Source organism: Chromobacterium phragmitis (assembly GCF_003325475.1).
Classification (GTDB): domain Bacteria; phylum Pseudomonadota; class Gammaproteobacteria; order Burkholderiales; family Chromobacteriaceae; genus Chromobacterium; species Chromobacterium phragmitis.
On the sequence record NZ_CP029495.1, the window covers coordinates 304,932 to 317,864 of the forward strand.

Sequence of the window (12,933 nt, forward strand, 5' to 3'; positions counted from 1 at the left end):
ACATCGCAGCCGCCAACCGCATGGCTGGCGGCTGCAAGGACAAGCAATGCGTATGATTTCCGAGCAGGCCCGCAAGGTGAAGCTGCTGATCATGGACGTGGACGGCGTCCTCACCGACGGCCGCCTGTACTACAACGCCCAAGGCGAAGAGAGCAAGTCCTTCTACGTGCAGGATGGTCTGGGCCTGCGCCTGCTGCAGGGCACCGGCGTGCAGCTGGCCATCATTTCCGGCCGCGCCGACCGCTGCGTCGAGCACCGGGCCCGGGCGCTGAAGATAGACCACTACTATGGCGGCGTGCACGACAAGAAAGTCGCCCTGGCCGACCTGCTGGACAAAACCGGCTTCGCGCCCGACGAGTGCGCTTTCATCGGCGACGACCTCATCGACCTGCCCATCCTGACCCGAGTAGGCCTGGCGGTGGCGGTCCCCGAAGCCCCGCCGCAGGTTCGCCAGCACTGCCATTACGTGACCGGCAACCCCGGCGGGCACGGCGCGGTGCGCGAGCTGGCCGAGCTGATCATGCAGGCCCAAGGCACGTTCGAAGGCGTGCTCGCGCGGTATCTGGCATGATCAAGCTGTTGCGCTCCCACCGCCTTTTCCCGGTGCTGCTGATCGGCCTCACCGCGATGCTGACGCTGTGGCTGGATCAGATCTCGCGCTGGGATACCCGCCATCGCGAGCTGGACCCGGACAAGCCCGAATACGTGGCGGACAACCTGGTGGCCATCCGCTACGACGCCCAGGGCAGGCTGATGGACAAGCTGGTCGCCAGCCGCATGTGGCAATACCCGGGCAAACCCGACGCCTACTTCGAAAACCCCGACCTGTACCAATACCAGCAGGGCGTGCTGCAATACCATGTGACCGGCGAAACCGGCCGCTACAACAGCAAGAACCAGCAGGCTTACTTCGACAAGAAGGTCGTCCTGATCAAACCCGCAGACAGCAAACAGCCCGAAACCAAGCTGGTGAGCAGCGCGATGTTCGTCGACACCGGCAAGCGCTTCGCCAGCTCGAAGGCGCCGTCGGTGATCTACCACGGCAACTCGGTGGCCAACTCCATAGGCTTCAGCTACCTGGAGTCCCAAGGCGTGCTCAATCTGCACTCAAAGACCAAGATCATCTATGCCAAATAACACCCGACTCCTGCTCGCCGGCCTGCTGCTGTCCGCCGTCTCGTTCGCGCACGCCGAGCAGGCCGACCGCAACAAGCCCATCGAGATCACCAGCGACAACGGCTGCACCATGGAGCAGACCAAGGGGATCTCCACCTGCACCGGCAATGTGGTGGTGATCCAGGGCACGCTGCGCCTGAACGCCGACAAAGTCGTGGCCATGCAGGACCAGCAAGGCAACCAGACGCTGCAAGCCAGCGGCCGCATCGTCACCTTCCGTCAGAAGCTGGACAACAACGGCGGCTGGATCGAAGGCCAGTCCAGCAAGCTCGACTACGACAGCGCCAAACACTTCGCGGTGCTGACCGGCAATGCCCGCGTCAAACGCAACGGCGACCTGGTGATAGGCAACGTGATCACTTACGACACCCAGAGCGAGGTTTACCAGGTGATGGGCGGCGGCGCCAATGCCGGCAAGGGCGGCCGCACCACCGTCATCCTGCAGCCGAAGAACGCCGCGTCGCAGCCGGCCGCCGCCAAGCCCGCCGCTGGAGCCTCCAAGCCATGAAGCGCAGCGTACTCGCCGTATCCCGCCTGAAGAAGCGCTTCAAAAAACGCACCGTGGTCAAGGACGTGTCGCTGAGCATCGAAAGCGGCGAAGTCGTCGGCCTGCTCGGCCCCAACGGCGCCGGCAAGACCACCAGCTTCTACATGATCGTCGGCCTGATCGGCGCCGACGACGGCGACATCCGCCTGGACGACGAAGCCATCACCCGCTATCCGATGCATCAGCGCGCCCAGCTGGGACTCGGCTACCTGCCGCAGGAAGCGTCCATCTTCCGCCGGATGACGGTGGAAGAGAACATCGCCGCCATCCTGGAAATCTCCGGCCTCAAGGGCAAAGAACTGGAAAAAGAGCTGGACCTGCTGCTGGACGACCTCAACATCGGCCATTTGCGAGAAAACAACGCGCTGTCGCTGTCCGGCGGCGAGCGCCGCCGGGTGGAAATCGCCCGCGTGCTGGCCACCCGTCCTCGCTTCATCCTGCTGGACGAGCCGTTCGCCGGCGTGGACCCGATCGCGGTGATCGACATTCAGAAAATCATCTCCTTCCTGAAGGAGCGCGGCATCGGCGTGCTGATCACCGATCACAACGTGCGCGAGACGCTGCGCATCTGCGACCGCGCCTACATCATCAGCGACGGCTCGGTGCTGGCTTCCGGCCAGCCGGAAGAACTGGTCAACAACGAAAGAGTGCGCGAGGTCTACCTCGGCGAACATTTCCACCTGTAAATGATGAAACAGTCACTTCAGCTCAAGGTTTCCCAACAGCTGACGCTGACGCCGCAGTTGCAGCAATCCATTAAGCTGCTGCAGCTGTCCACGCTGGACCTGCAGGCGGAAGTGGAGCGTTTCCTGCTGGATAATCCCTTGCTGGAGCGCGGCGACGATCCGCGCGACGGCGAAGCCGCGACGAATGGAGCGGAGCAGAAAGACGGCGCGGCCGAATCGGCCGAAGGCGACAGCCGCGACGACAGCGCCGGCGAATTGCTGGACTGGGGCGCGGGCGGACGCAAAAGCGACGACGACGATTTCGACCCCATGCTCAACGTGCCCTGCCCGGTCAGCCTGCGAGAGCACCTGCTGACGCAGTTGGGCGAAATCGTCCTCTCCGACCGCGACCGCGCGGTGATGCGCCTCTTGATCGAAGAGCTGGACGAGGACGGCTATCTGCCGCAGGACTTGGACGAACTGGCCGGCAACCTGCCGCTGGAGCTGGAGCTGGACAGCGACGAACTGGCCGTCGGCCTCGCGTTGCTGCAGCAGTTCGATCCCGCCGGCGTCGGCGCCCGCTCGCTGGCTGAATCGCTGGAACTGCAGTTGCGGCGCCTGCCCGGCGGCAAACCCGGCCACCCGCTGGCGCTGGCCATCGTCCGCGAGCATCTGCCGCTGCTGGGCGGCCGCGATTACGCCAAGCTGAAAAAACTGCTGCGCTGCGACGACGCCGCGCTGCGCGAGGCGCAGGCGTTGATCGCCCGCCTCAACCCGCATCCGGCCACCGGCTTCAGCCACGGCGACGTCCATTACGTGATTCCCGACATCAGCGTGCGCAAGCTCCGTGGCCGCTGGGCCGCGGAGCTCAATCGCGCCGCCATGCCTCGCCTTCGCGTCAACCGCCTGTACGAGCGCATGCTGGCAGACAGCCGCGGCCAGGGCGGCGAAATGTCCGGCCGGCTGCAGGAGGCGCGCTGGCTGGTCAAGAACATCCAGCAGCGGTTTGACACCATACTCAAAGTGGCGGAAGCTATTGTCGAGCGTCAACAGTTGTTCTTCGAGCGCGGAGAGGTGGCGATGCGGCCGCTGATCCTGCGCGACATCGCGGAAGAGCTGGGACTGCACGAATCCACCGTTTCCCGCTCCACCAGCCAGAAATACCTGCTCTGTTCACGAGGTTTGTTCGAGCTCAAGTATTTCTTCGGCAGTTCGCTGGAAACTGAAAGCGGCGGAGAGTGCTCCGCCACCGCGATCAAGGCCCACATCCGCGGCATGATAGACGCCGAGGACCGCGCCAAGCCGCTGTCCGACAGCGCCATCGCCGACGCGCTGGCCAAGCAGGGAATACAGGTTGCCAGACGCACCGTAGCCAAGTATCGTGAAGCCATGCAGATTCCGGCGGTGAGTCTGCGCAAGGCGCTATAAAAACCGAGACGCCTCAGGAATACAATGCCGCCCGACAACCCGACCGGGCGGACAAACCAGAAGGAGCTAGGGTATGAACCTCAAAGTAACCGGCCTGCACCTGGAAGTCACTCAGTCGCTGCGCGAATACATTGAAAACAAGCTGGAGCGCGTTACCCGCCACGTCGACCACGTGATCGACATCTCCGTCACCCTGTCCGTGGACAAGCTGATCCAGAAGGCTGAGGTCAACGTCCACCTGTCCGGCAAGGACATCCACGTGGAAGCTTCCGAAGCCGACCTCTACGCCGCCATCGACCTGCTGATGGACAAGCTGGACCGCCAGGTGCTCAAGCACAAGGAAAAACTGACCGAGCACCGCGCGCTGGGTTCGGGCGAAGCCTCCCAGACCCAGGCTTCGCTGTAAGGCCTGATTGAAGACAACGGGAGCCTCGCGGTTCCCGTTTTTCTTTGCGCTTGCCGGTTTTCAGTACTATCAAGGCAACGTAGAATTCGGACTTTCCCCAAGAGCCGCATGCATAAGCCAACATGAATCTCATCGGCAAGATCCTGACTCCGGACCATATCCTGCTGGATCTGGACGTCGCCAGCAAGAAACGGGTGTTCGAACAAGTGGGCCTGCTGGTGGAAAACACCCGCGGCATCGCCCGCAGCGAAATCTTCGACAGCCTGTTCAGCCGTGAAAAACTGGGCTCCACCGGACTCGGCCAAGGCGTGGCCATTCCCCACGGCCGCGCCCGCGGCCTGAAGGAGGCGACCGGCGTATTCATCCGCCTGAAGGCGCCGATTCCCTTCGACGCCCCGGACGGCAAGCCAGTGCAATGCCTGTTCGTGCTGCTGGTGCCCGAACACGCCACCGATCTGCACCTGCAGGTGCTGTCGGAACTGGCGCAGATGTTCTCCAGCCGCCAGATGCGCGAGCAGATGCTGGGCCTGAACGCGCGCGACGACCTCTACAAGCTGCTTAGCGACTGGACGCCCCATGCCTAGCATCACCGTACGCCGGCTGTATCAGGAAAACCAGCAGAAGCTGAACCTGACCTGGGTCGCCGGCACCGGCGGCTCGGACAACGTCATCGGCAACGACGACCAGCGCCCCACGCTGGCGCTGGTCGGCCACTTGAACTTCATCCACCCCAACCGGGTGCAAGTGCTGGGCCTGGCGGAAGTGGACTACCTGAACAAGCTGGAGCAGTCGGCGGCCAAGACCGCGCTGGACCAGCTGTTCCACAAGAGCATGTCGGTGGTGATGGTGGCCAACGGCCAGCCGGTGCCGCGGCTGCTGCGCGACTACTGCCACAGCCACAACGTGCCGCTGATGTGCAGCACGCTGGAAAGCCCGTACCTGATGGACGTGCTGCGGATCTATCTCGCCCGCGCGCTGGCGGTGTCGACCGTGCTCCATGGCGTGTTCCTCGACGTGTTCGAGATCGGCGTGCTGATCATGGGCGACTCGGCGATGGGCAAGAGCGAGCTCGCGCTGGAGCTGATTTCCCGCGGCCACGGCATGGTGGCCGACGACGCGGTGGAGCTGTACCGCATCGGCCCGGATACGCTGGAGGGCCGCTGCCCGCCGCTGCTGCGCGACTTCCTGGAGGTCCGCGGCCTGGGCATCCTCAACATCCGCACCATCTTCGGCGAAACGGCCGTCCGCCCCAAGAAAGTGCTCAAACTGATCATCCACCTGGTCAAGGCCAACGACCAGGCGATGCAGGCGCTGGACCGGCTCAACATCCAGTCCGAAACCCAGGACATCATCGGCGTCACCGTGCGCAAAGTCGTGCTGCCCGTCGCCGCCGGCCGCAACCTGGCGGTGCTGGTGGAAGCCGCGGTGCGCAACTACATCCTGCAGCTCAGGGGCATAGACAGCACCCGCGAGTTCATCGAGCGCCACACCAACTTCTTGAGAGACCAGGAAAATGCGCCTGATATTGATTAGCGGCCTGTCCGGTTCCGGCAAGTCGGTGGCGCTGCGCGCGCTGGAAGACTCCGGATTCTATTGCGTGGACAACCTGCCCGCCACTTTGCTGCCCGAGGCGATGACGATGTACGCCGACTTCGGCTACGAAGACATCGCCATCAGCGTGGACACCCGCTCCGGCCCCTCGCTGGGCGCGCTGCCTCAGGTCGTGGAATCGCTGAAAGCCCAGGGCATCGACGTACGCCTGCTGTTCCTGGAGGCCAAGCCGGAAACGCTGGTCAAGCGCTTCTCCGAAACCCGCCGCCGCCACCCGCTCTCCGATGCCGGCATCACGGTGGAGGAAAGCATACGGCTGGAACAGGAAATGCTGGCCGAGGTGCTGGAGCTGGGAACACGCATCGACACCAGCGAGCTGTCGGCCAACGCGCTGCGCGGCTGGGTCCGCGAGCTGGTGGACGCGGACAGCAGCCGGCTGACGCTGATCTTCCAATCATTCGGCTTCAAGCACGGCGTGCCGCAGGATGCCGATTTCGTGTTCGACGCCCGCTGCCTGCCCAATCCCTACTATGACCCGCAGTTGCGCCCGTTCACCGGCCGCGACCAGCCTATCGTCGACTTCTTCGCCGGCCACCAGGAAGTGGCCGAGATGATAGCCGACATCCAGGCGATGATAGCCAAGTGGCTGCCCTGCTACGGCAAGGAAAACCGCAGCTACCTGACCGTGGCCGTCGGCTGCACCGGCGGCCAGCACCGCTCGGTGTTCATCATTGAAAACCTGGCGCGCCTGTTCGCCGACCGCCAGGTGCTGGTCCGCCACCGCCAGCTCCACACCGACCACTGAACCGGGCTAACGGGCCGCGCAGGCCCGTCCCTGGAGAATGCCAGATGCCCCGCCGCAAAACCGTCACCGTCGCCCTCACCGGCGCTTCAGGCCTGCCTTACGGCCTGCGCCTGATCGAAGCCCTGCTCGCCGCGGACATCCGCGTGTGGGTGCTGTGCTCCCAGGCCGCCCAGGTGGTGGCCAAACAGGAAATGAACCTGACTCTGCCCTCCCGGCCGGCTGAAATGAAAGCGTGGCTGTTGCAGCGCTATCCGGCGGCGCCGGATCTGCTGGAAGTCTACGGCCGCGAGGAATGGTTCGCGCCGGCCGCGTCAGGCTCCAACCCTCCCTACGCGATGGTGGTGTGCCCATGCTCGATGGGCGCGCTGGCCGCCATCCGCCACGGCATGAGCGACAACCTGATCGAGCGCGCCGCCGACGTCTGCATCAAGGAGCAACGCAAGCTGGTGCTGGTGCCAAGAGAGACGCCGCTGTCCGCCATCCATCTGGAAAACATGCTGGAGCTGGCCCGGCTGGGCGTGGTGATCCTGCCGCCGGCGCCCGGCTTCTATACACACCCCAAGAGCGTGGACGACATGGTGGATTTCGTCGTGTCCCGCATCCTGGATCAACTCGGCGTCGAACAGACATTGACGCCGCGCTGGGGGGAATGACATGGATGGCGGCCCGATCCTGAGCCTGGAGGCGCTGCGCCGGCTGGAGCGGGCCGCCGCCGGGCTGGACCTGATGCGGCGCGCCGCCTGGGCCGCCGCCGACTGGGTATCGGCGCGAGCGCCCGCCGGCGCGCCGCTGCTGATCTGCGCCGGGCCTGGCAACAACGGCGGCGACGCGTTGCACGCGGCGCGGGAGCTGCAGGCCCGCGGCTACCCCACTCTGGTCTACCAGCCCATCCCGCCGGGCAGCGCGGAATGCGCGGAGGCCCGCCGGCTGGCGGAAGACGACGGCATCGCCATCCTGAGCGCGCTGCCCGAACGCGCCCCCCCTCCCGCGCTGCTGATCGACGGCCTGTTCGGCATCGGCCTGTCTCGTCCGCTGGATGCCCATTGGCAGGAGATCCTGCGCCGGCTGGACCGGATTGACTGCCCTCGGCTGGCGCTGGACTGCCCCAGCGGCCTCGATGCCTACACCGGCCAGCCCCAGGGCGCAGCGCTGCGCGCCGACCACACCCTGACTTTCCTCTGCCACAAGCCCGGCCTGTACGGCGGCCCAGGCGCCGACCTCGCCGGCTCGGTGGAGCTGGCCCCGCTGGACTGCCCTTTCGATCTTTACCCCGCGGCCGAAGGAGAGCTCAACCGCCCTTCCGCCGCGGCGCTCGCCCGCTCGCGGGACAGCCACAAGGGCAGCTACGGCGCGGCAGCCGTCGTCGGCGGCGCGCCCGGCATGCTGGGCGCCGCCCTGCTGGCGGGACGCAGCGCGCTGGCCGGCGGCGCCGGCAAAGTTTATCTATGTCCGCTGGACGGCCGGCTGCCGGTCGATCCGGCCGCGCCGGAGCTGATGGTCCGCCCTGTCGACGAGGCTGCCGAACTTCCGGCGGCAGACGCTTTCGCCGTCGGCCCCGGACTGGGACAACAGGAGCAGGCGGCGCACCTGCTGGAACAAGCCATCGCCCGCCCCTGCCCGCTGGTGCTGGACGCCGACGCGCTCAATCTGCTGGCCGCGCGCGACGAACTGGCGGAGCGCGTCGCCGCGCGCGCGGCCCCCACCGTGTTGACGCCGCACCCGGCCGAAGCCGCGCGCCTGCTGAGATCCAGCGTTGGCGAAGTCCAATCCGACCGCGTGCGCCACGTCCGCCGGCTGGCCGAGCGCTTCAACTGCGTGGCCGTATTGAAGGGCGCCGGCAGCCTGATCGCGCGGCCCGACGGCTTTTACCGCGTCAACACCAGCGGCGGCCCCGAGCTGGCCTCCGCCGGCCAGGGCGACGTGCTGACCGGCCTCATCGCCGCGCTGCTGGCGCAGGGGCTGGACGCCTTCGACGCCGCCTCGCTGGCCGTCAGGCTGCATGGCCTGGCCGGCGACGACTACCGCGCCGAAAACGGCGGCCCCATAGGCCTTGCCGCCTCGGCCACCGCGCCGCGCGTCAGCCGCGCGCTCAACCGCCTGCTGGCAAGCGGCTGACGCGCTTTGCCGGCAACGGCTGTTTGTGGTTAACATCGACCGGCAAGCCCACCACCCGGAGAGCCGTGTTGTCGTCCGTACCCAATCAGAAAAAAGCCTACGCCTTCGGCCTGGGCGCCGTGCTCGCCTGGTCCACCGTCGCCAGCGCCTTCAAGCTCAGCTTGCAGCACCTCTCGCCCATGCAGCTGGTGCTGTACGCCAGCGTCGCCTCGCTGCTGTCCCTGCTGTCCATCCTCGCCTGGCAACGCCGGCTGCCTGAACTGGCGGCCGCTTTCCGGGCGCACTGGAAAGCGTCGCTGCTGTTCGGCGCGGTCAATCCCTTCGCCTACTACCTGGTGCTGTTCGAAGCCTATTCGCTGCTGCCGGCGCAGGAGGCGCAGGCGATCAACTACACCTGGGCGCTGACGATGACCCTGCTGGCTGTGCCGTTGCTGAAGCAAAAGCTGCGCGCCCGGGACGCCGCCGCCGCGCTGATCTGCTACCTGGGCGTATTGGTGATAGGCACCCGCGGCCAGTTGCTGGATCTTCACCTCTCCAATCAATTGGGGGTGCTGCTGGCGCTGGCCTCGACGTTGCTGTGGGCCGGCTACTGGATATTCAACACCCGCGATGCCCGCGAACCGGTGCTGGGCCTGACGCTGAACTTCGCCTGCAGCCTGCCGCTGAGCCTGGCTTGGTGCGCCTGGCATGGCCAGCTGACAATGCCTGCCTGGCAGGGACTGGCCGGCGCCGCCTACGTCGGCGCGCTGGAGATGGGCTTTACCTTCGCGCTGTGGCTGTCGGCGATGAAGCTGACTCGCAGCACCGCCAGCGTCGCCAATCTGATCTTCCTGTCGCCGATGCTGTCGCTGCTGCTGATCCACCTGATCGTCGGCGAACCCATCCTGCCGTCCACCCTGCAGGGACTGGCGCTGATTCTGGGCGGCCTGCTCGCGCAGAAAGTCCCTCGCGGCCGCGCCTCTGCGCAAGCGGCGGCCTGAGCCGCGCGCAGCGGCGGCTCGATCCAGCATGGCATTTCCGGCTCGCTCTGCCTACGATTCAGTGAGGGCAAGAGCAAGCAGGCACCATGAAAAGCATCAAGACAAGGTTAATGTTATGGCTGATGGCATGGATCACCACCATTCTGGGGACGACCGGGCTGTATTTCTACATCCATGACTACAACATCGACCAGAATGACTTCCAGACTCAGCGCGCCGCCGTGCAATCGCGCCTGTCGCTGTCCCTGCCGCACGGCATCTGGCAACTGGACGACGAGAACGTCCGGCTGGCGCTGGACAGCGAGCTGAGCTGGCCATCCGTCATCGCCATCAACGTCAAGGGAGAAAGCGGCCTCAACCTGGGCCGCACCCGCGACAACAACGGCAATCTGCGCGACATGCTGCCCAATGAGCAGCCCAAGGTCGACGACAAGCTGAGCATCCCCATCATCTACCAGGGCAAGGAGCACCTGGGCACCGCCACCGTATACCTGTCCCACGACGCCTTGCGCATGCGCGAAGACCAACACCTGATCACCATCATCGCCCAGATCGTGCTGCTGGACAGCCTGATCTTCTTCATCATGTCCTTCAACCTGCAGCGCTTCATTTTCCAGCCGCTGGCCAAGCTGCAGCAGGCGCTGAACACCGCAGTCCGCGCGCCGGACGCCAGCGGCGCTCAGATCACGCACCTGGCCGACGACGAGATAGGCGGCATCGTCAACGGCTTCAACCGCATCGTCGCCCGCACCGCCGCCGATCTGGTGAAACGCACGGCGGCCGAGGCGATCGCCCGCGAGGAAAAGGAAAAGGCGCAGCAGGCGTACAGCCAGTTGATGGCGACGCAGGAAACACTGGTAGAGGCGGAAAAAATGGCTTCGCTGGGCAGCCTGGTGGCCGGCGTCGCCCACGAGATCAACACCCCGGTCGGCATCACCCTGACCGCCGCGTCCCACCTCGGCACCGCCACCTCTCACATCAACGGCAAGCTGGAAAGCGGCAACATCAAGAAAAGCGACTTCCAGAGCTATCTGGAGACCGCGCAGGAATGCTGCGAGCTGATCCTCGCCAACTCCGAGCGCGCCGCCAACCTGATCCACAGCTTCAAGCAAGTGGCGGTGGACCAGACCAGCGAAGCGAGGCGCAGCTTCCACCTGCACGACTATCTCAACGAAGTGATCACCAGTCTGAAGCCGCGCTTCAAGCACACCAAGGTCTCGATAGACATCCAGTGCGAAGAGGACGTGTTGCTGGACAGCTACCCCGGCGCGCTGGCCCAGGTGCTGACCAATTTGGTGGTCAACGCGCTGATCCACGGCTACGAAGGCGGAGACACGGCCGGCGTCATCCTGATCGAAGCGCATCGCAATGACGGCCAGCACGTGTCAATGACCATCAGCGACAACGGCAAAGGCATCTCGGCTGAAAACCTGAGCCGGGTATTCGAGCCTTTCTTCACCACCCGTCGCGGCAGCGGCGGCAGCGGCCTCGGCCTCAACATCGTCTATAACATCGTGCGGCAGCGGCTTGGCGGCAATATCGAAGTGCATAGCGAGCTGGGGCAAGGCACTCGATTCACGCTGGACATGCCCTGCATCGCCCCCACCGTCCAGCACAAGGAGAATGTGGCATGAGCAGCGACACCCTGCCTCCCGACGAAGACAACTGGCTGCTGGACGACGACAGCGACGGCAGCGAAGTCGCTGCGCGGCCTTCTGAAGCGCGCAAGCCCTGGAAGGTATTGATCGTCGACGACGAAAAGGATGTCCACACCGCCACCCGCATCGCGCTGCGCGGCATCAGCTACAAGGAAAGACCGCTGGAGCTGCTGAGCGCCTACAGCGGCGCCGAGGCCTTCCAATTGCTGAAGCAGCATCATGACATCGCCCTTATCATGCTGGACGTGGTGATGGAGAGCGAAGACGCCGGCCTCAGGCTGGTGCATCGCATCCGCGAGGAGCTGGACAACGGCGTGGTCCGCATCGTGCTGCGCACCGGCCAGCCCGGCCAGGCGCCGGAACAGGAAGTCATCCTCAATTACGACATCAACGACTACAAGACCAAGACCGAGCTGACCACCCAGAAACTGTTCACCACCACCATCGCGTCCTTGCGCGCCTACGAGAACCTGGTGTCCTTGGAGAAAAACCGCCAGGGTCTGGCCAAGATACTGGAGAGCGCGTCCGACCTTTACCAGTTGCATTCGCTGCGAGAATTCGCCTCCGGCGTGCTGCGCCAGATCAGCGCGCTGCTCGACATCGGCACCGACGGCATCTTGTGCGTGCGCAACGAGAGCCATAGCGGCAGGCCGGAGCTGGAAATCCTGGCGGTGTCCGGCTCTTACGAATACCTGGCCGAGTCCGGCGACCTATCCAGCGAGCCGCACCTGGCCTCGGTGATACAGCAGGTATTCCAGGAAAAGCGCAGCATTTACCAGCACCCCTACGACGTGCTCTACATTTCCTCGCGCAATCGCCGAGAATTCGCCGTCCACTTCATGCCGCAATGGCCGCTGGACGCGGTGGAGCGCGACCTGCTGGACGTGTTCTGCCAGCGGATTTCCGCCGCCTACGACAACCTCTACCTGTACAACCAGCTGCGCAGCGCCCAAGAGGCGACGGTGGTCGCGCTGGCGGACCTGGCGGAATTCCGCGACACCGATACCGGCGACCACGTGCTGCGGGTGCAGAAGCTGACCGACGCCATCGCCGACGAGATGGTGAGGCAAAACCGCTATCCCGACCTGATGGGCCGCGAATTCATGGACATGGTCGGCATGGCCAGCATCCTGCACGACATCGGCAAGGTGGCCACGCCAGACCACATCCTGCTCAAGCCGGGCAAGCTGGACCCGGAGGAGCGGGCGATCATGGAGCAGCACGCGACCATAGGCGCGCAAATCCTGGCGCGCTCCGCCAAGCTGGTGGAGGGCGCCAGCTACCTGTCGCTGGGGTCGGAAATCGCCGGCGGCCACCACGAGCACTTCGACGGCAACGGCTATCCCAGCAAGCTGAAGGGGCAGGATATCCCGCTGTCAGCCCGCATCGTCGCCGTCGTCGACGTGTTCGACGCCCTGCTCAACAAGCGGCCGTACAAGGAACCGTGGAGCATGGAGGACACGATGAAATACATCAACGGCCGCGCCGGCAGCCAGTTCGATCCCCACGTGGTGTCGGCATTGAGCCGCCTGGTCGACGAAAAACGGTTGCCGGTCAAGTTCGGCGAATAGCCTCCGCCCCAAAGCAAAACGGCAGCCCTCA

The 12,933-nt window shown here is 65.1% G+C and carries 14 protein-coding genes; all 14 read left to right on the forward strand.

The features are described 5' to 3' along the window. Window positions 1-46 precede the first annotated feature (46 nt). The 14 genes from DK842_RS01510 (at window position 47) to DK842_RS01575 (ending at window position 12,902) form a co-directional block, all read left to right on the forward strand. Window positions 47-571 carry a KdsC family phosphatase gene (locus tag DK842_RS01510; RefSeq protein WP_114059777.1) on the forward strand — a complete coding sequence of 175 codons (525 nt, stop codon included), beginning with the start codon at window positions 47-49 and terminating at the stop codon, window positions 569-571. Continuing rightward, the gene (gene lptC / locus DK842_RS01515) at window positions 568-1,137 is read left to right on the forward strand and encodes an LPS export ABC transporter periplasmic protein LptC (RefSeq protein WP_114059778.1); all 570 of its coding nucleotides are present in this window, start codon (window positions 568-570) and stop codon (window positions 1,135-1,137) included. The genes DK842_RS01510 and lptC overlap by 4 nt, the downstream gene beginning before the upstream one ends. Continuing rightward, on the forward strand, window positions 1,127-1,684 hold the full coding sequence (lptA, locus tag DK842_RS01520) for a lipopolysaccharide transport periplasmic protein LptA (RefSeq protein ID WP_114059779.1): 558 nt from the start codon (window positions 1,127-1,129) through the stop codon (window positions 1,682-1,684). The genes lptC and lptA overlap by 11 nt, the downstream gene beginning before the upstream one ends. After that, the gene (gene lptB, locus DK842_RS01525; RefSeq protein WP_114059780.1) at window positions 1,681-2,409 is read left to right on the forward strand and encodes an LPS export ABC transporter ATP-binding protein; all 729 of its coding nucleotides are present in this window, start codon (window positions 1,681-1,683) and stop codon (window positions 2,407-2,409) included. Before lptA ends, lptB begins: the two co-directional genes overlap by 4 nt. Before the next feature lie 3 nt (window positions 2,410-2,412). Further along, complete coding sequence (locus tag DK842_RS01530; protein WP_114063561.1) at window positions 2,413-3,816, forward strand: RNA polymerase factor sigma-54; 1,404 nt, start codon at window positions 2,413-2,415, stop codon at window positions 3,814-3,816. Between the two features lie 73 nt (window positions 3,817-3,889). Next, on the forward strand, window positions 3,890-4,222 hold the full coding sequence (gene hpf / locus DK842_RS01535; RefSeq protein ID WP_114059781.1) for a ribosome hibernation-promoting factor, HPF/YfiA family: 333 nt from the start codon (window positions 3,890-3,892) through the stop codon (window positions 4,220-4,222). A gap of 122 nt (window positions 4,223-4,344) precedes the next feature. Beyond that, a complete protein-coding gene (gene ptsN, locus DK842_RS01540) occupies window positions 4,345-4,806 on the forward strand; it encodes a PTS IIA-like nitrogen regulatory protein PtsN (RefSeq protein WP_114059782.1) in 462 nt (153 codons plus the stop codon). Beyond that, complete coding sequence (hprK, locus tag DK842_RS01545) at window positions 4,799-5,755, forward strand: HPr(Ser) kinase/phosphatase (RefSeq protein ID WP_011136882.1); 957 nt, start codon at window positions 4,799-4,801, stop codon at window positions 5,753-5,755. The genes ptsN and hprK overlap by 8 nt, the downstream gene beginning before the upstream one ends. Next, window positions 5,736-6,578, forward strand: a complete 843-nt coding sequence (gene rapZ / locus DK842_RS01550; RefSeq protein WP_114063562.1) for an RNase adapter RapZ — start codon at window positions 5,736-5,738, stop codon at window positions 6,576-6,578. The genes hprK and rapZ overlap by 20 nt, the downstream gene beginning before the upstream one ends. 44 nt (window positions 6,579-6,622) lie before the next feature. Then, window positions 6,623-7,231: a flavin prenyltransferase UbiX gene (locus tag DK842_RS01555; RefSeq protein ID WP_114059783.1), complete on the forward strand. Its 609-nt coding sequence runs from the start codon at window positions 6,623-6,625 to the stop codon at window positions 7,229-7,231. A 1-nt stretch (window position 7,232) separates the two neighbouring features. Continuing rightward, window positions 7,233-8,693, forward strand: coding sequence for an NAD(P)H-hydrate dehydratase (locus tag DK842_RS01560; RefSeq protein WP_114059784.1), 1,461 nt, complete (start codon window positions 7,233-7,235; stop codon window positions 8,691-8,693). A 68-nt stretch (window positions 8,694-8,761) separates the two neighbouring features. Next, window positions 8,762-9,673 (forward strand): DMT family transporter, encoded by a 912-nt coding sequence (locus DK842_RS01565; protein ID WP_114059785.1) that lies wholly within the window; start codon window positions 8,762-8,764, stop codon window positions 9,671-9,673. A 122-nt stretch (window positions 9,674-9,795) separates the two neighbouring features. Then, complete coding sequence (locus DK842_RS01570; protein ID WP_168194797.1) at window positions 9,796-11,307, forward strand: sensor histidine kinase; 1,512 nt, start codon at window positions 9,796-9,798, stop codon at window positions 11,305-11,307. Next, entirely contained in the window at window positions 11,304-12,902 is a 1,599-nt protein-coding gene (locus DK842_RS01575) for a DUF3369 domain-containing protein (protein ID WP_114059787.1), read from the forward strand. Before DK842_RS01570 ends, DK842_RS01575 begins: the two co-directional genes overlap by 4 nt. Window positions 12,903-12,933 lie beyond the last annotated feature (31 nt).

Excerpts from the sequence above, each read along its gene's own strand:
- DK842_RS01510 (WP_114059777.1), top strand. The coding sequence starts at position 47 with ATGCGTATGATTTCCGAGCAGGCCCGCAAGGTGAAGCTGCTGATCATG.
- lptC (WP_114059778.1), top strand. The coding sequence starts at position 568 with ATGATCAAGCTGTTGCGCTCCCACCGCCTTTTCCCGGTGCTGCTGATC.
- lptA (WP_114059779.1), top strand. The coding sequence starts at position 1,127 with ATGCCAAATAACACCCGACTCCTGCTCGCCGGCCTGCTGCTGTCCGCC.
- lptB (WP_114059780.1), top strand. The coding sequence starts at position 1,681 with ATGAAGCGCAGCGTACTCGCCGTATCCCGCCTGAAGAAGCGCTTCAAA.
- DK842_RS01530 (WP_114063561.1), top strand. The coding sequence starts at position 2,413 with ATGAAACAGTCACTTCAGCTCAAGGTTTCCCAACAGCTGACGCTGACG.
- hpf (WP_114059781.1), top strand. The coding sequence starts at position 3,890 with ATGAACCTCAAAGTAACCGGCCTGCACCTGGAAGTCACTCAGTCGCTG.
- ptsN (WP_114059782.1), top strand. The coding sequence starts at position 4,345 with ATGAATCTCATCGGCAAGATCCTGACTCCGGACCATATCCTGCTGGAT.
- hprK (WP_011136882.1), top strand. The coding sequence starts at position 4,799 with ATGCCTAGCATCACCGTACGCCGGCTGTATCAGGAAAACCAGCAGAAG.
- rapZ (WP_114063562.1), top strand. The coding sequence starts at position 5,736 with ATGCGCCTGATATTGATTAGCGGCCTGTCCGGTTCCGGCAAGTCGGTG.
- DK842_RS01555 (WP_114059783.1), top strand. The coding sequence starts at position 6,623 with ATGCCCCGCCGCAAAACCGTCACCGTCGCCCTCACCGGCGCTTCAGGC.
- DK842_RS01560 (WP_114059784.1), top strand. The coding sequence starts at position 7,233 with ATGGATGGCGGCCCGATCCTGAGCCTGGAGGCGCTGCGCCGGCTGGAG.
- DK842_RS01570 (WP_168194797.1), top strand. The coding sequence starts at position 9,796 with ATGGCATGGATCACCACCATTCTGGGGACGACCGGGCTGTATTTCTAC.
- DK842_RS01575 (WP_114059787.1), top strand. The coding sequence starts at position 11,304 with ATGAGCAGCGACACCCTGCCTCCCGACGAAGACAACTGGCTGCTGGAC.